Origin of the sequence: Paenibacillus sp. NPDC056722 (assembly GCF_042790635.1) — a bacterium.
In the GTDB taxonomy this organism is placed as follows: domain Bacteria; phylum Bacillota; class Bacilli; order Paenibacillales; family Paenibacillaceae; genus Paenibacillus_AQ; species Paenibacillus_AQ agri.
This window is the reverse complement of record NZ_JBHTYV010000008.1, coordinates 39,752-59,474: the sequence shown is the minus strand read 5'-3', so window position 1 is coordinate 59,474 and position 19,723 is coordinate 39,752. Positions and strand designations below refer to the sequence as shown.

Sequence of the window (19,723 nt, the reverse complement as noted above, 5' to 3'; positions counted from 1 at the left end):
AATCTTACAAACTAGGAGAAACGACGGACAGAAGAGGGAGGCGGCTGCTTATGACGGGCTTGCATGAAGAGCTCGCGCGAAGAAAGCGTGAGCTGCGGGTGCAGCAGGCTACCGCTCGGGACAGTCTGTCCCTGGGGCAGCGCAGCGAGTTGTCCGCGAAGGTCTGCCGCAAAGCTTGGGCGTGGAGTGAGTCTGAGACTCTGTCTTCAATTATGGCCTATGTATCCTTCCGTTCAGAACTAAACACCAGGCCGTTAATCACACGCGCTTGGGAAGCTGGGTGCGAGGTGCTACTGCCCCGGGTTGTTCCCGGCAGCGGAGCAATGACACTGCATATTGTCACTTCCTGGGAGGAGTTGTCCGTCGGTACGTATGGCATCATGGAGCCGACAGCGGCCGGAGAGAATGCGGGGACCATATTCTCCCGCAAACTTCCGGCCGCAGTATTCGTACCGGGACTGGCATTTGATATCCGGGGCGGACGCCTCGGATATGGACGGGGTTACTATGACCGTCTCCGTGCATCTTGGGAGACTAGCGGTCTTTATGAAGGAGTGAGCCCCCCGCTTTGGATCGGGCTGGCCTACGACATGCAGATCGTGGAAGAAGTACCGATGGATGATCATGATGCTGTTATGGACATGCTGATTACGGAGCATGGCGTGCTGGATTGCCATAACGGAGAGTTTTTCAAGGGATAACCCCTGACAGCAAGAAGTGCAGAAGCTCTAGAAGCGCGCTGCACTGCATAACGATACATAGCATATAAGAGAGGGAGGGCGAACCTATGGCGTGGAAAACAGCAATCCTGACGGCCAGCGATAAAGGGGCCAGGGGCGAACGGGAAGACACGAGCGCCCAGGTGATCCGGGAGCTGGTAGAGGAAGAACTTGGAGGGGAGATTGTTGAATATCGAATTGTCCCCGACGAGCAAGATGAGATTATTGCGGCTTTAATAGAATTGACTGATTACTTTCAGGCGGACCTGGTGCTTACTACCGGGGGGACAGATCTTGCCATCCGCGATGTAACGCCAGAAGCCACTCGGCGTGTTATTGAGCGGGAGGTGCCAGGGCTTTCCGAGGCGATGCGTAGCACGGTTATGCAGAAGAACCGTGCAGTGATGCTGTTTCGCGGCATTTGCGGGATCCGCGGGCGCACGCTGATTGTGAATCTGCCAGGCACGCCGAAGGGTGTTCACGAGAATCTGGCGGCCATCATGGACCAGCTTCCTGAGGCATTATTGATGGTGACTGGACAGTACCGCCAGTAACACTGTCTATCCGGGTCATTTTCTTGTCATGTCACCCTATCACTCGAAGAAAATCGATGGATGTGTGATATAAGTTATGGTATTATTAAATCGTCGTAAACGGTATCATGAACGGACAGAATGACAAGGAGGATAAACAATGTTAAGTGGAATTGGTACTCCGGGAATTATCTTGCTGGTGATACTGGCGCTGTTGCTCTTTGGTCCGAATAAGCTTCCCGAACTGGGCCGGGCGGTTGGACGAACCTTCCGCGAGTTCAAGGAAGGCGCACGTGATATCGTCGGTGATTCTGAGCCGGCCAAGAAGAGCGAAGCTCCACCAGCGCCGGAAGCCCCGCAGAATGCAGCGGCCAATGTTCCGCAGGACAGACGTCTACCGGAATAATAGAACAATTAAGGCGGGGGTTCTCTTAAGTCGACTAGTGACTATGGAGAGTGCCCTCTTTTTTTAAATTGGTATCAGAAAACCCCACAAAGTATGGTGACAGAGCAGCGAGCTCCCTGCTGTACTTTGTGGGGTTATTTTGTGTCATGGGTGGTGTCTGCATGTCTGTGAAGGGTGATGAGATGTCGTTGGTAGATCATCTCACCGAATTACGCAAACGGATTATTTATGTGCTGATTGTCTTTGTTCTGGGCTTGGTGGGCGGATTGTTCTGCGCTAAGCCGATCTACGAATATCTGATCCGTTCCGATCTGGCAAAAGGCTTCGTGCTGCACGCCTTCTCCTTCTGGGACGGGATTGGCATGTACATGAAGATTGCCATGGCCGTATCTCTGGCCATTTCCGTTCCTTTTATCATCTATCAGCTATGGGCATTCGTTAGCCCAGGGCTGCGTCAGGTGGAGCGGAACGCGGCGCTGCGTTATGTGCCGTACGTATTCATCCTTTTTATCCTCGGGGTATTATTCGCTTATTACATTGTGTTTCCAATGGCGCTTTCTTTTACGATCTCTATCACAAGAGATATGGGACTAGAAGAGACCTATGGCATTGCTCAATATTTTGACTTTATGTTCAGCTTGGTCCTGCCGATGGCACTGCTGTTTGAGCTTCCGCTGGTGGTTATGTTCCTGACTAAAATCAGAATTCTTAACCCGTTGCGCTTGCGCAAGCTGCGGCGTTATGCGTATTTCGTCCTGGTCTTTATCGGGATTGTGATTACTCCGCCGGATTTCATCTCTGACTTTCTGGTAGCGATTCCACTGCTGGTTCTGTATGAATTCAGCGTGTTTCTCTCTGCCTTTGTATACCGCAAGCAGCTTGCTGCGGATAAGGAGCTGGAGGATCGTTACGTTAAGCGACAGGAGGATTAACGGAAGTGCTTGCAGGGTAATGCTTTCCTGAAGCAGCATTGCGTAACAAGCGTGACTGAATTCTCTCCATGCTCAGGGTGAAAAGGGCAATCAGTACGAACAACGCGGTGCCGTTCCAGAGATCCAGGACTATACCGCCCAGAAGTGGTCCAAGCGCCCTGGAGACTTGAGGACCCATGCCATAGATGGCAAAGGCGTACCCTCGCTGATCGGCCGCAGCCATCTCGGCCACGGCTTTCTGCGCATGAGGTCCATGCAGCATCTCACCGACAGAGAAAATAAACTCTGCGGTTAGCAGCAGGACAAGCGTAGGGGCGAATCCGTAGCCCAGTGCGACCACAGCGAAGAGCAGGTAGGCGATGCTGAGCATGCGGCGTGCTGTGAAGCGTGACGTCACTTTGGCAACCCACAACTGGAGCAGGATGACCGTCACACCGTTGAAGGTCAGCATCGTGGCAAGTACGGCTTTATAGTTATCGAAATGCGTCTGGAGCTGGAAAGGTAATGTAGAGTCCACCTGGGCATATAGAAAGCCAACAGGCAGGTAGCAGAATGTCAGCCAGAGAATCATCCGGTTCTCTGGCTGTTTTGCTGCCGTTAGCCAAGGTACGGCTGGCCCAGCAGTTTGTCTGCTTCCCTGCAGCCTGGACGGTGCCGATTCTTTCAAGCGGAGCCAGAGCAGCCCTGAATAGGCAGCCAGCAGCAGTGCGGCGATCCAGAAGACGATATGCACGTTCCAGGAGAACAGCATGAGTCCGAGGGCGGGACCGAAGGCAGCGCCGAAATTAAGCGCCATGTGCAGCAGCGCATAGACCTCTGCCCGCTTCTCCGGCTGGACAATGTCGGAGATTTGAGCGCTGGCCGCTGGCTGGAACAGGGCGGAGCCGATCCCGTTCAGGATAGAGGCGGCTGCGAAGAGGATGATTCCATCCGCCAGGGCATAGCCGGCGAAGGAGAGGGTTTGTAACAGTAGCGAAGCAACCATAATAGGCTTTCGTCCATACCGGTCACTGAGGCTTCCGCCGCCGATTCCGGCGAAGATGCCGAATAAGGGCTGCAGGCCGACAATTAGAATCGGGAGCAGCACAGAGCCGTTCATTTGGTCATGCAAGTATAAGACCAGAAAAGGCCGGATCATGAACATCGTTAATGAACTGAGAATAGTACCAGTGAACTGGAGCCAAACGGCCCCGTCGTAGGACCGAAAGAATGATAATGGGTTGATTTTTTTGGCTGTCATGAAGTGTTTTCCCCGCTTTCTTTCACTTGGCTAGTGCATTCCCCGATCTGCACAACTGGAGTATACATGCCGCTATTTTGTTAGTAAAATTAAGGTTGATGATGTTGATATTAGTTTTTACTAATGGCTGATTTGGGCTTGATGTGCCACAGAGGGGAGGATTCTTCTGCCGGCTTCCGGCAGGGAGGAAGATGACTATACTCCAGTTGCAAGTGTTTGCGGCCGCAGCGGAAGCAAAGAGCTTCACCCGTGCTGCCGAAGATCTTGGTTTTACCCAATCTGCCGTATCGCAGATGATTCAAAGTCTTGAGAAAGAATTGGGCATTTTATTGTTTCACCGCAGCCGCCAAGGCATTGTTCTGACCGGGAACGGAGAGGTGATGCTTAAGCATGCCCGTCTTATTTTGCATACAACCCAGGTTATGAAGGAAGAAGCCGCTCTTGCGGTGCAAATGCAGGCTGGTTCACTGCGGATCGGTGCCACGCCAGATATTGCCTGCCGGTTCGTGCCGGAATTGTCCGAGGTATTCAAGCAGTCTTTCCCTGGCGCGGAGATGGTGGTCTTCGAAGGAGAATCCGAGGAGATTAATGAATGGATCGCCAGTGGTGTTATTGATGTCGGCATAACGATGTTCCCGGACCCACAGTGGCATAGTGTACCCCTGATCCGCGATGAGATGGTAGTGCTTTTACCGGAGAATCATCGGCTGGGGCAGGAACCCTTTTTGAATTTTGAGCAAATCAAGGAACAGTGCTTCCTAATGCCGAAGGACGAGGATCTGCGCAAGCTGCTGCTGTCCCGCCATCCCGGCTTCAATGTTGTGATGGAAGTAAAGGATTTCAATACGATTCAGGTGATGGTGCAGGAAGGCTTAGGCCTGTCCATACTGCCCCGGTTCTATATTTCCAGACTCGGCGCAAAGCTGCCAGCTGTTTCTTTCGCTCCTGCGCTCATGCAGGAAGTGGTGATGGCGGTCAAGAATGAGAGTGATATTCCGCCGCTGGCAGCCGAATTCATGCGACTCGGCCTCGCCTATATCCGCAAGCACAGACAAGATGCTGTTACGGGTGAATGATAGAGAGGAAAGGCATATTTTTCCGATGGCTGGATAGAATGTAAAGGGGCATGTGTCGGACAACCCTCCAAAACCATTTTTTCCCGAAAACAAAATACGAATTTGTGTAAAAGGACTTGAAATCCGCTCTCAAGTTGAGTATCATAAAAATTGTTGTTAGCACTACGGAGTGTCGAGTGCTAATGATGCTGAAAAATATGGAATGACGGGCATTTCCTATGCCAGATTCATATTTTTCAAAATATCGCAGTCTGTAGACTACAGCGATATTCCTAATCTCTGTTTTCAAGATCAATCACATAATTTTAAAGGAGGCTATTTTTCATGATCAAACCTTTAGGTGAACGCGTATTGGTAGAACCGAGCGAGCAGGAGGAAACTACTTCTTTCGGAATCGTGCTTCCGGACTCCTCCAAGGAGAAGCCACAAGAAGGCAAGGTTATCGCAGTAGGCAGCGGCGCATTGAAAGATGGCGTGCGTGTGGCACTGGAAGTTAAAGAAGGCGACCGTGTAATCTTCTCGAAGTATGCCGGAACCGAAATCAAATACGAAGGCAAAGAATATTTGATTATGAAAGAAAGCGACATTCACGCGATTCTTGACTAAGAATCGTTTATAAGATTGAACTCAATTACTTATGAATAGTGCACGAAGAAGTGTACGCTAACAAAACTAGGACGATGCTTTCGAAGCCAGTTTTGACGGAGAAGATCGAGGAAGTATATTCACAAAACTTTTGGGAGGTATATTACACAATGGCAAAAGAAATCAAGTTCAGTGAAGATGCTCGCCGCGCAATGCTGCGCGGGGTTGATGCTTTGGCAAACGCGGTAAAAGTAACACTTGGACCGAAAGGCCGCAACGTGGTACTGGAGAAGAAATTCGGTAGCCCGCTGATCACTAACGATGGTGTAACCATCGCCAAAGAAATCGAACTCGAAGATGCTTTCGAGAACATGGGTGCTCAACTGGTTAAAGAAGTAGCTACTAAAACCAACGATGTTGCTGGTGACGGTACTACAACTGCAACGGTTCTGGCTCAAGCCATGATCCGTGAAGGTCTGAAGAACGTAACTGCAGGCGCTAACCCTATGGTTATCCGTAAAGGGATCGACAAAGCAGTTCGTGCAGCAGTAGAAGAACTGCAAAAGATCGCTAAGCCAATCGAAGGTCAACAATCCATCGCTCAAGTAGCTGCAATCTCCGCTGCTGACGATGAAGTAGGCCAACTGATTGCTGAAGCTATGGAAAAAGTGGGTAAAGACGGCGTAATCACCGTTGAAGAATCCCGTGGATTCCTGACTGAGCTTGAAGTGGTTGAAGGTATGCAGTTCGACCGTGGTTACATTTCTCCGTACATGATCACTGACACGGATAAAATGGAAGCCGTTCTGGAGAACCCGTACATCCTGATCACTGACAAGAAAATCAGCAGCACGCAAGAAATCTTGCCACTGCTTGAAAAAATCGTTCAACAAGCTAGACCGCTTGTAATCATCGCTGAAGATATCGAAGGCGAAGCACAAGCTATGCTGATCGTGAACAAACTGCGTGGAACTTTCAACGCTGTTGCTGTTAAAGCTCCTGGCTTTGGCGACCGTCGTGAAGCTATGCTGCAAGATATCGCTGCCCTGACTGGCGGCCAAGTGATCACTGAGAAGCTCGGTCTGGACCTGAAGAGCACTTCCATCGAGCAACTGGGTAACGCACGTCAAGTGCGCGTAACCAAAGAGAACACTACAATCGTTGACGGAAGCGGCGACAAAGCAGACATCACTGCCCGTGTGAACCAAATCCGTGCTCAACTGGAAGAAACGACTTCCGAGTTCGACAAAGAGAAATTGCAAGAGCGTCTGGCTAAATTGGCTGGCGGCGTAGCCGTTGTCAAAGTTGGCGCTGCAACTGAAACTGAATTGAAAGAGCGTAAACTGCGCATCGAAGACGCCCTGAACGCAACCCGCGCTGCGGTTGAAGAAGGTATCGTATCCGGTGGGGGTACAGCTCTTGTGAACGTATATAACGCTGTTGCGGCAGTGAATGTATCCGGCGACGAGAAAACCGGCGTAAACATCGTGCTTCGCGCGTTGGAAGAGCCAGTTCGCACAATCGCAGCGAACGCTGGTCAAGAAGGTTCCGTTATCGTGGACCGCTTGAAAAAAGAAGCTATCGGTATCGGCTACAACGCTGCTACTGGTGAGTGGGTGAACATGTTCGAAGCAGGGATCGTTGACCCTGCCAAAGTAACTCGTTCCGCACTGCAAAACGCTGCTTCTGTAGCGTCCATGTTCCTGACTACCGAAGCTGTTATTGCTGACAAGCCAGAACCAGCAGGCGCTGCTGGCGTTCCTGACATGGGCGGCATGGGTGGAATGGGCGGAATGATGTAAGCAAGTTTTAGAAAACCCTTGAGAGGCCTGATTTTACGGGCCCTTCAAGGGTTTTTATTTTGGGGAAATATGGTTAACAGATCATACCAGCATCCAGTACAATAAATGCAACGGAAGCAACGTGCCCTGCCAGTAATGGCGGGGCATTTTACATAAGGAGTGTTAGGGTGAAAAAAATATTCAGAGAGTTTGGTGTCCACTTTTGTGTGGCAACTATTCTTATAGTCATTTCGTTATTAATCAAAGATCATGATGATACGAATAGAGAACAGCTATCCTTGATGATCGTACTGATGTCTGGAGCGCTTATATCTATCGGCGGATATCGCTATCTGAGAAACAGAAAAGGTATTGAAATGATAATTGGCGGAGTTATTGTGTTAGGCATAGCTTTGTTTTACTTGTCTTTTGAAGTGTGAACAATTCAGCGCTAGATGCAAAGTGCCGACTGAAGGGGATATAATATGTTTTTAGCAGATGAAGATTATCAATTTAGAAATACATATTTTATCATTGCGCATTTGGAACCACTAATCTATGGTCTGCTTATATTGCTTTTAATAGTAGTGGGCTTGTTATGCTGGAATAAATACATAAAGAAGAAAGATAAGGATTAAGAATAATAGTTAGGACGAAGAGGCTTCCTGAGTAGATTAAATTAATGAATTCAATTTTCTGGACATTGTTCGGTCCACCGTATAAGGAATGGGCCACATGATGTAATAAAGGCCGACCATTCCTTTTTTAGCTCGTATAAGAGTAAAGCCATTACTCAAGCCCCGCCTTGATAGGCACGGCCGGAAGGTTTGCAGAAGGATTCTTTTTCCGCCTAAAAAGATAAACAGCATTTTCATCCGACGGGGGCATAATGAGAGAAGAAAGTCGTTCGTCCAACTCCATAGTAAACTTATCAGCGCTATAATAGGCATCGAAATCTCCGGTAAATGCGGGATTCTTTGTCCCGATAACGATATATAGGTCAACTGAGGGCGCCTTGAATACATGTTTTTCATATGAGTTTTTAGGCACAGGCCAAGAACATAGCACTACCTGGGGAGTGTATTTGAGCAGGGCCTTTTTGGCGTCCGCTTTTTCCACAAAAGTAGGGTAAGCTATATAATGGCTCCAGCTATAGTCATCGGTAGCTTGGCAGTTTATATGCTCACTCTTCAAAAAATTAGCCAAGGTGCCGTCACCGGCAGCGATTTCAAGACAGGATTGATTTCCGATCAGACTGGAAAGCTCTTTAATGAACGCTCGCGAATAGAAACAATAAATCCCTTTTTTATTGACCAGAGGCATTAATATCTTCTTATGGATGACGAACCTCCACCAGAACTTAAAAAGTCCGAGTGAGACGGGCTTCCTCTCAAGACCTTTTCTGAACAAAAGCTTCTGCAAAATAGTGCCATCCCAAAGATTGAACTTTACATTGTTCTCCGGGGTTTTGGATGAAACGGCGATATTAAGCTGCTCTAGCAAATAAATAGCAAATCGGGCCTTGATCACATCGGGCAAAAATGCATTTATTGTTGTTTCATTGAACCTGCTTTTTTGAATTTTAGTATGAGCAATCTTTGCGCTTACCGTGTATTTATCAAGGATGGCCGTAATAATCTGTGATTCTCTGCTGTTTCTTAGCACACTAATTTCTTGCAGAACCTCTTCTTGATACTCCGGATATTGTTGTAATAATACTTCCATGCTAATTTCATTGGCCAATATTTTCTTGGCGGTGCTGCTCGTAAAATTTCTCATGTTATTCTCCAGTAATCATTTAGTGATAAATCCTTGTGAATTCAATATTAATCCATATTATTCTTTAAAATTCCTAATGAAGAGTTTATAGGGAAATGTGAAAAAGGATAATGAAAAATGATATTGACACTGCTATTATTGAGGAATTGGACTTAACATATTGGCTGTACGAAGGAGAGGTTCATCAATGGGTATGACATGGGATCTGAACAGCCTGTATCCTTCTTTCGAGTCTGGGAAGCTGAAGGAAGACCGCAGTCGTCTGGGTCAATATATAGAGGATTTAAAAGAATGGGCTACGGCAAATTTGCATACTGAGGGGCCTACACCTGCTTCAACCGAGGCTTTTTTGCGAATATATAATCAATATAAAGGTGTATATGTTTGCCTGATGGCCTACGCAGAGCTAGTACTCAGCGCTGACGGCAGCAGTCAGGAAGCAATAAATCTTCTGGATGATATTGAAAATGCGAATGCAGGAATTGGCGGAGTGATCGCAGGATTTAAACGCTGGTATGCTAATTGTGAGAACCTGGACGAGCTTACCGGAAGTTCAGCGTATCTACTGGAGCATCGTTTTTATTTAAGCGAAGTGCTGTCCCAATCGAGGTTTGTGTTAAATGAAGAAGTGGAGGCCGCTATTGCCAAAATGCAGAGCACCGGGTCCAAAGCCTGGGAAAGGCTTTATATGGAGACGGCTTCGAGCGTGCTTGCAGAACTTGAAACGGGTGATGGGTCGCGTAAAGCAACACTGGCGGAACTGAGAAGCATGGCCTATGATCACAATCCCAAGGTAAGAAAAGCAGCTTATGAGGCCGAGACTGGGGCCTATAAATCAATTGCTCAAATCTGTGCGGCCTGCATCAACGGAATAAGCGGTGAGGCGCTAACAGTGTACGGAATGCGGGGATACGCTTCACCTTTGGACAAGGTACTGACAGCTTCAAGAATGGGCCGGGAGACATTGAACGCCATGCTCTCGGCACTTCAAGAAAGCTTGCCAAGCTTTCATAAATTTTACGAGAAGAAGGCGGTACTGCTGGGACATTCAGCCAAGCTGCCTTTCTATGATCTTTTTGCGCCAATGAATGAAGAAAAGAGTGGAATCTCCTATGAAGATGCACAGAATACGATAGTATCTAGTTTCGGAGCTTTTAGCGGAGAGCTAGCGGATTTCGCCCGGAAGGTATTTGAACAGCATTGGATTGATGCGGAGCCGAGAGCTGGAAAAGGCGGCTACGGAATGTGTATTGATATTTTTCCGATTCAGGAAAGCAGAATTATGACGCAGTTTACAGGTAATTCTATGGATATTGCTGTGCTTGCTCATGAGATTGGCCATGCCTATCATAGCTCCTGTCTGGCGGGTCAGACGATGCTGAATACGGATTATCCGATTCCGATTGCCGAGACGGCTTCGATTTTTTGTGAGACGTTGGTTAACCAGACCTTAATTGCTAGTGCAGCAGAGAAAGATATTGCGCCGATTCTGGAGAGAAGTATTTCTGACGCTGGCTATTATCTTGTGGATTTCTATGCCCGATATTTATTTGAGATACGCTTGTATGAGCGGAGGGCATTAGGAACGTTGTCTGTTCAGGAGCTTAATGAGCTGATGCTTACATGTATGTCGGAAGCTTATGGGGAGAGCATTGATCCGGACACGCTTCATTCGTATATGTGGCTGGGTAAGGCGGGATATTTTATGGCAGGGAATGAATTTTTGAACTTTCCATATTCATTCGGCCTGTTGTTCTCCAAGGGTCTTTATGCGGAATATTTAAAAAGAGGCGAGGACTTTGTGGATCAGTATCGTCTGTTCCTGAGTGCTACAAGCAAGCATAACATCGTTGATGTGGCCGCCAAAATGAGCATCGATGTTCACTCCGTTGATTTTTGGAGAGGGGCGCTCAGTCTGATCGAAGAAGATATTGCAGAGTTTATCCGCAGGACCTAAATTGGATAGCGAAGCGCTCATTAGTGCGCTATTATAAGCTGTACGTATGAACAAATGTCTACACTCGCTTGCCTAAGCCCACGTTTGAGTTTGAGCGGGGCTTTGATAGCAGGAAAATATACCGTTAATTCGCTCCCTTCGGCTTATTCGTCCTAAATAAAGGGAATTTATCCCGTTAAAAAACCTCTTTTCTCCGTAATTGTCCAGCTATGAGGTGATTAACGGGATATTTTCCAGTTATCTTTAGGAAAGACGTAAATTTAATCAAAATAACAGGAACTATTCCCGTTACTCCCATGCCCGATCGAGTGAAGTGGAGCTTTCTGGCGTAATTGTCATCTGGCTGAGGGAGCTCCTTAGAACGAAAGGGTCATTTTGTACTTTAGGCTACAGGAAGTTCTTTATTGAGATATCGAAGTCATTATTGAAATGAAGTTGTGTGTTTATAGGATCCCACAGTTATTCTCTAGTTCCCACAATCACTCGCCAATTCCCATCGCAAGTCGCCTCAATATGCCCCTTCTGCTCAATATAATGCGTCACAATCTCCGATATATCGATGAGAATCTCTTTAATGACCGGTTTTCCCAGATACATCTCATAGTCGCCCCCGCCGACCGCACGGTAATTGTTCATGACAACGTCGTATTCCCCGTCATTGTCCAGCGGCTTGCCATGGTAGTTCAGCAGAGTGACGCGCTGGCCGACTGGCCGGGCAATATCGAGGATGTACTCAATGCCTTCCCACATATCATAATTGTAATGTTGCGGTTTAGGCTCGATATAGGTTGGATTGATCTCAAGCTGGCCGTTTTCATCAAGCTGGAAGTAATTCGCGGTCTGCTCTAAGGCCTGCCGAATATCGCTTCCTTTCAGTCGCAGCACGGTCAATGTGTTGGGATAGATGAAGTTGGCCAGAATGTCCCGGCGTGTAATGGTCTGATCGAAACCTCTGCACTCGTTGCGAAGCAGCGGTGCTGTCGAAATGTCTACGCCCGCCGCTTCCATCTGCACCTTGTTCATGAATTCTATGAACGGGTGATCGGCCAATCGGCATTCAGCAGCGTTCGCAATGGAGAGGTCTCCCTGAACCTGTCCCACGATGTAGTCAAGCCAGACCTGCGTTTCAGCTTCAACCGCACGTGTCAGCTCAATAATACGCTCATCCACAGCAATAGTGGAGTCTACGGATAGCAACTCGGCTTGCTTGTCCCGAAGCTTCCATTTACCATTTTCTTCGGTGAAGGTGGCTGTAATCTTGCCTAGCGCCTGCCCATTGAAGCCGGGTTGAAGCACAGTTACTCCATTGATTTCACTGGTAATGGAACGGTGCTGGTGACCGGTAATCAGCACATCCAGTCCCTCAATCTCCATACACATCGCATAACCTTGGTTCTCTCCGGTAAGTCTTTCTGTAGGTTCCCCGGTAAGCAGATCCCGTTCGAATCCCCCATGATACGAAACGACCAGAAGGTCGGGCTGTTCGCTCGTCCGAATGTCCGCACACCACCTTTTTACAGATTCAAGGGCGTCATGGAATTCCAATCCCTCAAGATGAAGAGCATTCTCCCAATGGGGAATATAGTGTGTAGTTACGCCAAGAATCACAACTTTGATTTTCTGATCGATCCATTTGACAATATAAGGATTGCCGAAGGCCGGCTCACCGGTATCCCTATTGGTAATCCCCGCCGAGAGCCACGGGAAGTTGGAGTCCTGCACTGCTTGGCCGAGCACATCCATCCCGAAGTTGAATTCATGATTACCGAAAACTGCTGCATCATAGCGTAGCTCATTCAGGACAGAAATTGCTGGATGGCGATTCTCTTTGCCTTGAGTAGCTGAATAATATGCCAGCGGCGTACCTTGGATAAGGTCACCGTTATCGATCAGCAGCAGTTCAGGTGTATGAAGTCGTTCCCTGTGAATGAGGGTTGCGATTTGGGCCAAGCCTTGATGGTGCACCTCGCGAGTCCGGTAATCGACAGGCTGGATATGGCCGTGCAGATCACTTGTGACGAGAATTTCACAGGTGATAGTATCGTTTTTTTTCATGAGTAATAGGCCTCCCCAAGATCATTTCGCTATCATTCTAACAGAAAAAAAAGTGGATTTAAGAGGTTAGGGGAAGATTTTACGGAGAATTGACAATCCCCCTCCTTACTTTTAACAGAATCCCTTTATAGTTTAGAAGTACAAAAAATAGACAAATCTGGAGGTCTTAAGGTTGAAAAAAATCAGTAAATTCGTTTTGCCGCTAATGATGTCTTTTGCATTACTTAGTGGTTGTGGATCTAACAACACGAACCAGGCCAACTCCGCAGACCAAGGATCGGCTAATGCTACCAATGCCCCACAGGAAACGACGGCTCCAGTAGCGGAAGGCTATGTTCCCGAGAAGCTGACTGTACAATTTGTACCATCCCAGAATGCGGATACGCTCGAAGCTAAAGCCAAGCCGCTAGAAAAATTGCTGAGCGACAGACTTGGAATTCCTGTCCAAGTTAGCATCTCCACTGACTACAACACCGTGATCGAAGCAATGGCTTCTAAGAAAGTGGACGTAGGCTTCTTGCCGCCAACCGCTTATGTTCTTGCCAAGGAAAAAGGCGCAGCTGAAGTTATCCTGCAAGCACAACGCTTCGGGGTGAATGATGATACAGGCGCACCTACCGATCAACTGGTGGATTTCTATAAATCGATGATTATTGTTAAAAAAGATTCTCCGATCCAAACCGTTGCCGATCTGAAAGGAAAGAAGATTGCTTATCAGAACGTAACCTCTTCTGCAGGTTTTGTATGGCCGGCTGCGACGCTGATGGACGCAGGTCTTGACCCGTTGAAGGATGTTCAGGCGATCACAGTGAAGGGGCATGACCAAGGCGTACTGGCCGTGCTGAACGGTGATGTTGATGCCGCTGCTATTTTCCAGGATGCCCGTAACATCGTCCTGAAAGACTATCCGAAAGTCTTTGAAGACACGCGGGTACTGGCCTTCACGGACAAGATTCCTAATGACACCATCTCGGTTCGTTCCGACATGAACAAAGAGTGGGTGGAGAAAATCCAGAATGCCTTCATCGATATTGTGGCCGACAAAGAAGGTCATGAAATCATCAAGGATATTTATTCCCACGAAGGTTATGTAAAATCCGATGACAGCAAATTCGATATCGTTCGCGAATACAACGAGAAGGTTAAAACAGAGTAGGTCGGGTCTTTCACAACAATCTTACTGATAAGACATGAGGATAGCCGGTCCGGGCGCTTGCCCCGGTCTGGCTATCTCTTTTATTCGATAATATAAAGGAATGATTCCATTGATAGAGCTTCACAATGTATCCAAAACTTATCCGAACGGTACCAAGGGCCTGAATGGGATTAATCTTACCATCGCTCACGGTGAATTTGTCGTGATTGTGGGACTCTCCGGTGCGGGGAAATCAACGCTGCTGCGTTCGATCAACCGGCTTCATGACATTACTGAAGGCGATATACGCATCGGCGGTCAATCCATTACGAAGGCCAAGGGTAGCCAGCTACGGAGGATTCGCAGGGACATCGGGATGATTTTTCAAAGCTTCAACCTTGTGAAGCGCACTACGGTTCTGCGAAACGTATTGGCCGGAAGAGTTGGTTATCATTCTACGCTGCGCACGATCCTTGGCCGTTTCCCGAAAAGCGATATCGAACTGGCATTTCAGGCACTGGACCGGGTGAATATTGTTGAGAAGGCCTATTCACGTGCAGACCAGCTCTCTGGCGGACAGCAACAGCGGGTGGCGATTGCCCGGGTATTGGCACAGGAGGCGCGGGTGATTCTCGCCGATGAGCCTGTAGCTTCACTGGACCCGCTCACGACGAAGCAGGTTATGGATGATCTGAAGAAAATCAATACAGAGCTAGGCATCACTACGATTGTGAACCTGCATTTTATTGATTTAGCGAGACAATATGCCACCCGAATCATCGGGCTGCGGGCTGGAGAGGTCGTATTCGACGGACCGGTGTCTGAAGCGACCGATGAGAAGTTCGCAGAAATCTATGGACGTCCCATCCAGAAGGACGAGCTGCTTGGCGAACCTGTGACAGAGGTGCCTGTGTCATGAGTACCAATACGGAGAAACTTCGGCCGAAAGCACCGAGGAAGCTGAAGCACTATTTTACGGCGGCGATCTTGATTATTCTGCTGTGGAGAAGTGCTGTTCTGACAGATTCCAGCTTGGGAGAGCTGGTGTCGGGCCTGCCCAATATGCTGGACCTGTTAAAGGAAATGTTCCCGCCGAAATGGTCCTATTTTGAAAAAATCGTGGATGCGATGCTGGAGACGATCCGGATGGCACTGGTCGGCACTACACTGGGCGCTATTCTGGCTGTGCCGGTGGCATTATTTAGTGCAAGCAATATCACCGTTAGCCGTTGGCTGCATCATCCGGTCCGCCTGCTATTGAATCTGATTCGCACGATCCCTGATCTGCTGCTAGCTTCTATCTTTGTAGCCATCTTCGGGCTAGGGCCACTGCCGGGGATCTTCGCCTTGACGGTCTTCTCGCTGGGACTGATTGCCAAGCTTACCTATGAGGCGCTGGAGACCATTGATCAAGGACCGCTGGAAGCCATGACTTCCGCGGGGGCGAACAAGATTCAGCGCATTGTCTTTGGTGTAATTCCACAGGTGCAAGCGCATTTCATGTCTTATGTGCTGTATGCCTTTGAAATCAATGTCCGTGCGGCGGCTGTGCTTGGTCTGGTAGGAGCGGGAGGTATCGGCCACTACTATGAGGTTACGCTAGGCTTTCTGGAATACAACAAGACCTGCACCATTATCCTGTTCACACTGGCAGTGGTGCTGATTATTGATTATGCAAGTACAAAGCTGCGGGAGAAATTATTATGAGTAAACCATGGAGTGAGATTGTTCCCAAGCCACGAAAGAACCGTTTCCGCTGGCTGATTTATGTAGCGCTGGCTGCAATTTATATTTGGGCTTTTTCAGGTGTGCCGTTTAACGGATTTAAGGAGACGGCCGGGGTAATTACGAAGGCGATCTTTAGCGGAATCTTCTCCCCCGATTGGGGATTTGTTTATTTGCCGGACGGTGAGGACCTGCTGCACGGATTGCTGGAGACACTAGCGATTTCAGTGCTCGGGACATTTATTTCTACATTTGTTTGTATTCCGTTCGCTTTCTGGGCAGCTGTGAATATGAGCCGGGGAAAAGTAATCTCGGGTTCCGGTAAGCTGGTCTTGAGCTTTGTTCGTACCTTTCCCGAGATTGTTATGGCCTTGCTGTTCATCAAGGCCGTAGGCCCGGGTTCTTTCGCCGGTGTACTGGCTCTGGGGCTGCACTCAATAGGGATGCTAGGGAAGCTGTTCGCGGACGAAATCGAGAATATCGACCGTGGACCGCTGGAAGCACTGATTTCTTCGGGTGCTAGCCGCATGCAAGTATTGTGGTTTGCGGTGCTGCCCCAGGTGTTGCCCGGGTTCCTTTCCTATACACTGTACCGGTTCGAGATCAACGTCCGCTCAGCGACGATTCTTGGTGTCATCGGTGCCGGGGGGATTGGTACGCCGTTAATCTTCGCGCTTGGAGCGCGAAATTGGGACCGCGTAGGTATCATTCTGCTCGGAATTATTGTGATGATTACGGTGATTGATATTATCTCAGGTACGATTCGGAAGCGATTGGTGTAAACACAAAAAGCTACAAGACAAAACTCACACTAGCTAGATTCTGTGTGAGTTTTATTTATATTGAGACAAGGATTTCGAATTTGCGATAATATAACAGGGGGAAGTGGAGAATGCAGCTTTAAGAAGGAGAAGTGGTAGATTTGGTTATTCGTATTTTAAATGCTAACGATGCTGAGACCTATCAAAAGCTTCGGTTAAGAGCATTAAGAGATCATCCCGAGGCCTTTTTAAGCAGCTATGAAGATGAAAAGGATATGCCGCTGGCTATGGTACAAACAAGGCTGCAGGCCGATCAGAATAGGTTCACTCTCGGAGCTTTTAACGATAATGGTGAGCTTGCAGGTATAGTGACTTTTATCCGGGAGAACCGAGAGAAGGTCAAGCACAAAGGGCTTGTAGTAGCGGTGTATGTGAGCCCGGAAGCCCGGAAGCTTCGTCTCGGTTTTGCTTTAATGGAGGAACTTATCGCCAGAGCGGCACAGCTTGAGGGCGTGGAGATTCTGAACCTGGCTGTGATGTCTGGGAATGAAGCAGCGGTAAGGCTGTATGAGTCGCTAGGGTTCACTTGCTATGGCAAGGAGAAAAAAGCGGTTAAGATCGGTGATACTTACTACGACGATGAACATATGAGCCTGGATTTAAGTGAACGGAGAACATTTTGAATCCGAGGAGCTACAAATAATTGTAATAACATTCCTGCCTAGAGCATATGCTGGTCTATCCGACTTGTCCCAAAGGAGTTGAAGACTTGGCTACTGCGCTTCTAGGCAGTTTTTTATCGGCAATGGCGACTGTTCTCGGCGTAATCCCTATTCTGTTCGTGAAGAGACTATCGGAGAAATGGAAGGATATACTGGTTGCGTTCACAGCCGGAATCATGGTGTCTGCTGCCACCTTTGGCTTAATGCCTCAGGCAATCCAGGAGTCGGGGATCATATCCTTGACCCTTGGTCTGATCACCGGCGTGCTGCTGCTGGACTTGATCGAGAGCCATATTCCCCACATTGATGTGGAGAACAAGCCCGGCTACACCAATATGGATTCGAAGGCATTGCTCGTTATCATTGCGCTCTTTATCCACAACATCCCAGAAGGGCTTAGTACAGGTTTTAGTTACGCCAGTCAGCAGGCCAGCCTTGGGCCCACGGTTGCTCTGGCTATCGGTGCACAGAACATTCCGGAAGGGCTGATTCTGGCTGTATTTATGATGAATTCCCGGACAAGCCGATGGAAGGCGTTAGGGATTGCCGCTTTGACCGGACTGATGGAGATGGTATCGGCGGTGATCGGTTATTTTACGGCCAGTTCGCTGCAAAATGTAGTCGGCTACGGTCTTGCTTTTGCTGCAGGGGCGATGCTCTTTATCGTATACAAGGAACTGATTCCGGAGAGTCACGGCCATGGCTACGAGCGTTCATCGACTTATTCGTTCATTATCGGGCTTCTCATCATGGTGTATATCACACAGATTTTCCAATAGGGTGGATAAAGGATTTTTGGTAAAGTCTGTCGAACAAGAACATTTATGATGACCATATATGAAACGAAAAAATTGCCATTTTATACGTTGCTGTTATTTATTATTGCTGGAATGCTTGGAGCGGGTTTTTTTGAGCCCCGTTCCTTTTTGGCGTTAGCTGCGGTTCTTTATGCTGTAACAGCGGTATATCTGGCAGGGGTTAAAAAGTTTACGCTGCTACCGGTGCATATTTTTCTACTGATTATTATGGTTTTATATTGGCTGGCTGTCGGATATGCCGCTGATCCTGAGCAAGCTGTTCTGGAAGCGGTTAAAGTGTCGCTGCTGCTGCCGGTCACGCTGCTATTCTCAGGCTTATCCAGTTTTCAGCGTGACCGGCTTTGGGCGGCATGGTCCTGGGGCGGTGCAGGACTCACACTTTGGGGGCTCTTCTTCGGCCTCTTCCGTGAGGGCAGGCTGGAATCCACGTTAGGCTATGCCAATGTGTACGCTGTCGTGATGGCAGCGGGCTTGACCGCTGGCTGGCATGCCTACAGACGGTCCAGTCAGCAGAGATATTGGCTGCTAATGGCCATTCAATTGTGCGGGCTGTTGATGTCAGGTTCAAGAGCAGTATTGATTCTTGTAGCTGCCGGAACGGCCTTTCTTTTATTTTTAAATAGAAGAAGCAAAGGGGCTGTATGGGGAGCAATTATTATGCTTGTGGTCCTATTGGCAGCAGTTGTCGTCGGCGTACTCTATGGCGGCACTGGCAGCATTCGCAGCATTGGCTGGAACGCCACGGAGTTTTCTCTGCGTCGTATCTATTGGAGTGATGGCCTCCGGTTATGGAAGACGCATTGGCTGACGGGTACCGGCGGGGGCGGCTGGGCCGTGCTGTATCCCTCAGTTTTCGTAAAATATGTGCATCAGCAGTATTTGCAAATGGCACTGGATACGGGCATTGCCGGAGCCTTGGCGTTTATAGCCATGATTTTGACTGCACTCCGGGCCAAGTGGCGCCGGGGGCGGGAAGGCTTAAGCATTATGCTGGCCGTGTTGCTTTTCTGCGCCCATCTTGCTTTTGACATCGACATGGCCTATCCGCTGGTCTTCGGTTTGTTTGTCATGCTGCTGGCTGAAATGGAGCTTGCGGGATACAAGGGAAAAGAAATCATGCTCACCGGCCTGAGAACTACTGCAGTTGTGCTGCCTTGCCTTATCGCTATCTGCACTTTTGTCTGGATGACAGCAGGATATATGTTGATCTCTAAGGGAGAAGCGGCAAGTGCCCGGAGGGAGTGGAAGAGCGCGCTGCAAAGCCTGCAATCGGCGGAGAAAATGCTACCTTGGTCGGATAAGGTACACTACCAAATGGCTACTGCTTATTCCGGTTTGGCAGAGTCCCAAGGGGATGAGAGTACGATGAAAAAGGCAATTAACGAGATTAGGATCGCTGCGTCGAAGGTCCCTGCTAACAAGAAGTATCAGGAGATGCTGAAAAAGGTGGAGAAAAGTAAGAAATAGGAATATATCTATAGCAAATACATATTGTTATT

General features: G+C 48.5%; 19 protein-coding genes. 16 read left to right on the top strand and 3 right to left on the bottom strand.

Translation table 11 applies throughout. The features are described 5' to 3' along the window. Nucleotides 1–50 precede the first annotated feature (50 nt). The 4 genes from ACFRAM_RS19245 to tatC all read left to right on the top strand — a co-directional run bounded on the left by ACFRAM_RS19245 (nucleotide 51) and on the right by tatC (nucleotide 2,590). Nucleotides 51–701, top strand: coding sequence for a 5-formyltetrahydrofolate cyclo-ligase (locus tag ACFRAM_RS19245; protein ID WP_379467228.1), 651 nt, complete (start codon nucleotides 51–53; stop codon nucleotides 699–701). Nucleotides 702–787: 86 nt separating this feature from the next. Then, nucleotides 788–1,273 carry a MogA/MoaB family molybdenum cofactor biosynthesis protein gene (locus ACFRAM_RS19240; RefSeq protein ID WP_020429419.1) on the top strand — a complete coding sequence of 162 codons (486 nt, stop codon included), beginning with the start codon at nucleotides 788–790 and terminating at the stop codon, nucleotides 1,271–1,273. Nucleotides 1,274–1,412: 139 nt separating this feature from the next. Beyond that, nucleotides 1,413–1,658, top strand: a complete 246-nt coding sequence (gene tatA, locus ACFRAM_RS19235) for a twin-arginine translocase TatA/TatE family subunit (protein ID WP_175373943.1) — start codon at nucleotides 1,413–1,415, stop codon at nucleotides 1,656–1,658. Between the two features lie 161 nt (nucleotides 1,659–1,819). After that, nucleotides 1,820–2,590, top strand: a complete 771-nt coding sequence (tatC, locus tag ACFRAM_RS19230; RefSeq protein ID WP_379467227.1) for a twin-arginine translocase subunit TatC — start codon at nucleotides 1,820–1,822, stop codon at nucleotides 2,588–2,590. On the opposite strand, the gene ACFRAM_RS19225 is transcribed toward tatC, so the two are convergent. Continuing rightward, on the bottom strand, nucleotides 2,571–3,830 hold the full coding sequence (locus ACFRAM_RS19225; protein WP_379467226.1) for an MDR family MFS transporter: 1,260 nt from the start codon (nucleotides 3,828–3,830) through the stop codon (nucleotides 2,571–2,573). The two genes, tatC and ACFRAM_RS19225, sit on opposite strands and share 20 nt — an antisense overlap. 191 nt (nucleotides 3,831–4,021) lie before the next feature. Between ACFRAM_RS19225 and ACFRAM_RS19220 the strand changes: the two genes are divergently transcribed. From ACFRAM_RS19220 to ACFRAM_RS19205, 4 genes are all read left to right on the top strand, one after another. After that, nucleotides 4,022–4,906: a LysR family transcriptional regulator gene (locus tag ACFRAM_RS19220; RefSeq protein WP_379467225.1), complete on the top strand. Its 885-nt coding sequence runs from the start codon at nucleotides 4,022–4,024 to the stop codon at nucleotides 4,904–4,906. A gap of 324 nt (nucleotides 4,907–5,230) precedes the next feature. Beyond that, nucleotides 5,231–5,512 carry a co-chaperone GroES gene (gene groES, locus ACFRAM_RS19215; RefSeq protein WP_175373947.1) on the top strand — a complete coding sequence of 94 codons (282 nt, stop codon included), beginning with the start codon at nucleotides 5,231–5,233 and terminating at the stop codon, nucleotides 5,510–5,512. 149 nt (nucleotides 5,513–5,661) lie between these two features. After that, entirely contained in the window at nucleotides 5,662–7,293 is a 1,632-nt protein-coding gene (gene groL / locus ACFRAM_RS19210) for a chaperonin GroEL (protein ID WP_175373948.1), read from the top strand. 167 nt (nucleotides 7,294–7,460) lie between these two features. Continuing rightward, entirely contained in the window at nucleotides 7,461–7,712 is a 252-nt protein-coding gene (locus ACFRAM_RS19205) for a hypothetical protein (RefSeq protein ID WP_379467224.1), read from the top strand. A gap of 349 nt (nucleotides 7,713–8,061) precedes the next feature. Here ACFRAM_RS19205 and ACFRAM_RS19200 read toward each other — a convergent pair whose 3' ends face one another. Then, nucleotides 8,062–9,051, bottom strand: coding sequence for a hypothetical protein (locus ACFRAM_RS19200; protein WP_379467223.1), 990 nt, complete (start codon nucleotides 9,049–9,051; stop codon nucleotides 8,062–8,064). Nucleotides 9,052–9,238: 187 nt separating this feature from the next. Between ACFRAM_RS19200 and ACFRAM_RS19195 the strand changes: the two genes are divergently transcribed. Then, nucleotides 9,239–11,008, top strand: coding sequence for a M3 family oligoendopeptidase (locus ACFRAM_RS19195; RefSeq protein ID WP_379467222.1), 1,770 nt, complete (start codon nucleotides 9,239–9,241; stop codon nucleotides 11,006–11,008). Nucleotides 11,009–11,467: 459 nt separating this feature from the next. Here ACFRAM_RS19195 and ACFRAM_RS19190 read toward each other — a convergent pair whose 3' ends face one another. Continuing rightward, the gene (locus tag ACFRAM_RS19190) at nucleotides 11,468–13,063 is read right to left on the bottom strand and encodes a bifunctional metallophosphatase/5'-nucleotidase (protein WP_379467221.1); all 1,596 of its coding nucleotides are present in this window, start codon (nucleotides 13,061–13,063) and stop codon (nucleotides 11,468–11,470) included. Nucleotides 13,064–13,235: 172 nt separating this feature from the next. Between ACFRAM_RS19190 and ACFRAM_RS19185 the strand changes: the two genes are divergently transcribed. From ACFRAM_RS19185 to ACFRAM_RS19155, 7 genes are all read left to right on the top strand, one after another. Continuing rightward, complete coding sequence (locus ACFRAM_RS19185; RefSeq protein ID WP_066377456.1) at nucleotides 13,236–14,219, top strand: phosphate/phosphite/phosphonate ABC transporter substrate-binding protein; 984 nt, start codon at nucleotides 13,236–13,238, stop codon at nucleotides 14,217–14,219. A gap of 109 nt (nucleotides 14,220–14,328) precedes the next feature. After that, a complete protein-coding gene (gene phnC, locus ACFRAM_RS19180; protein WP_379467220.1) occupies nucleotides 14,329–15,117 on the top strand; it encodes a phosphonate ABC transporter ATP-binding protein in 789 nt (262 codons plus the stop codon). Beyond that, nucleotides 15,114–15,905 (top strand): phosphonate ABC transporter, permease protein PhnE, encoded by a 792-nt coding sequence (gene phnE / locus ACFRAM_RS19175; RefSeq protein ID WP_379467219.1) that lies wholly within the window; start codon nucleotides 15,114–15,116, stop codon nucleotides 15,903–15,905. The genes phnC and phnE (ACFRAM_RS19175) overlap by 4 nt, the downstream gene beginning before the upstream one ends. Next, nucleotides 15,902–16,705 (top strand): phosphonate ABC transporter, permease protein PhnE, encoded by an 804-nt coding sequence (phnE, locus tag ACFRAM_RS19170; protein ID WP_175373954.1) that lies wholly within the window; start codon nucleotides 15,902–15,904, stop codon nucleotides 16,703–16,705. The genes phnE (ACFRAM_RS19175) and phnE (ACFRAM_RS19170) overlap by 4 nt, the downstream gene beginning before the upstream one ends. 140 nt (nucleotides 16,706–16,845) lie before the next feature. Then, nucleotides 16,846–17,367 (top strand): GNAT family N-acetyltransferase, encoded by a 522-nt coding sequence (locus ACFRAM_RS19165; protein ID WP_379467218.1) that lies wholly within the window; start codon nucleotides 16,846–16,848, stop codon nucleotides 17,365–17,367. An 86-nt stretch (nucleotides 17,368–17,453) separates the two neighbouring features. Beyond that, nucleotides 17,454–18,185 carry a ZIP family metal transporter gene (locus ACFRAM_RS19160; RefSeq protein ID WP_083205455.1) on the top strand — a complete coding sequence of 244 codons (732 nt, stop codon included), beginning with the start codon at nucleotides 17,454–17,456 and terminating at the stop codon, nucleotides 18,183–18,185. Between the two features lie 45 nt (nucleotides 18,186–18,230). After that, nucleotides 18,231–19,691, top strand: coding sequence for an O-antigen ligase family protein (locus ACFRAM_RS19155; protein WP_379467217.1), 1,461 nt, complete (start codon nucleotides 18,231–18,233; stop codon nucleotides 19,689–19,691). Nucleotides 19,692–19,723 lie beyond the last annotated feature (32 nt).

What these genes read in the sequence shown, in the direction of transcription:
- ACFRAM_RS19245 (WP_379467228.1), top strand. Translation starts at nt 51, where the DNA reads ATGACGGGCTTGCATGAAGAGCTCGCGCGAAGAAAGCGTGAGCTGCGG.
- ACFRAM_RS19240 (WP_020429419.1), top strand. Translation starts at nt 788, where the DNA reads ATGGCGTGGAAAACAGCAATCCTGACGGCCAGCGATAAAGGGGCCAGG.
- tatA (WP_175373943.1), top strand. Translation starts at nt 1,413, where the DNA reads ATGTTAAGTGGAATTGGTACTCCGGGAATTATCTTGCTGGTGATACTG.
- tatC (WP_379467227.1), top strand. Translation starts at nt 1,820, where the DNA reads ATGTCTGTGAAGGGTGATGAGATGTCGTTGGTAGATCATCTCACCGAA.
- ACFRAM_RS19225 (WP_379467226.1), bottom strand. Translation starts at nt 3,830, where the DNA reads ATGACAGCCAAAAAAATCAACCCATTATCATTCTTTCGGTCCTACGAC.
- ACFRAM_RS19220 (WP_379467225.1), top strand. Translation starts at nt 4,022, where the DNA reads ATGACTATACTCCAGTTGCAAGTGTTTGCGGCCGCAGCGGAAGCAAAG.
- groES (WP_175373947.1), top strand. Translation starts at nt 5,231, where the DNA reads ATGATCAAACCTTTAGGTGAACGCGTATTGGTAGAACCGAGCGAGCAG.
- groL (WP_175373948.1), top strand. Translation starts at nt 5,662, where the DNA reads ATGGCAAAAGAAATCAAGTTCAGTGAAGATGCTCGCCGCGCAATGCTG.
- ACFRAM_RS19200 (WP_379467223.1), bottom strand. Translation starts at nt 9,051, where the DNA reads ATGAGAAATTTTACGAGCAGCACCGCCAAGAAAATATTGGCCAATGAA.
- ACFRAM_RS19195 (WP_379467222.1), top strand. Translation starts at nt 9,239, where the DNA reads ATGGGTATGACATGGGATCTGAACAGCCTGTATCCTTCTTTCGAGTCT.
- ACFRAM_RS19190 (WP_379467221.1), bottom strand. Translation starts at nt 13,063, where the DNA reads ATGAAAAAAAACGATACTATCACCTGTGAAATTCTCGTCACAAGTGAT.
- phnE (WP_379467219.1), top strand. Translation starts at nt 15,114, where the DNA reads ATGAGTACCAATACGGAGAAACTTCGGCCGAAAGCACCGAGGAAGCTG.
- phnE (WP_175373954.1), top strand. Translation starts at nt 15,902, where the DNA reads ATGAGTAAACCATGGAGTGAGATTGTTCCCAAGCCACGAAAGAACCGT.
- ACFRAM_RS19155 (WP_379467217.1), top strand. Translation starts at nt 18,231, where the DNA reads ATGATGACCATATATGAAACGAAAAAATTGCCATTTTATACGTTGCTG.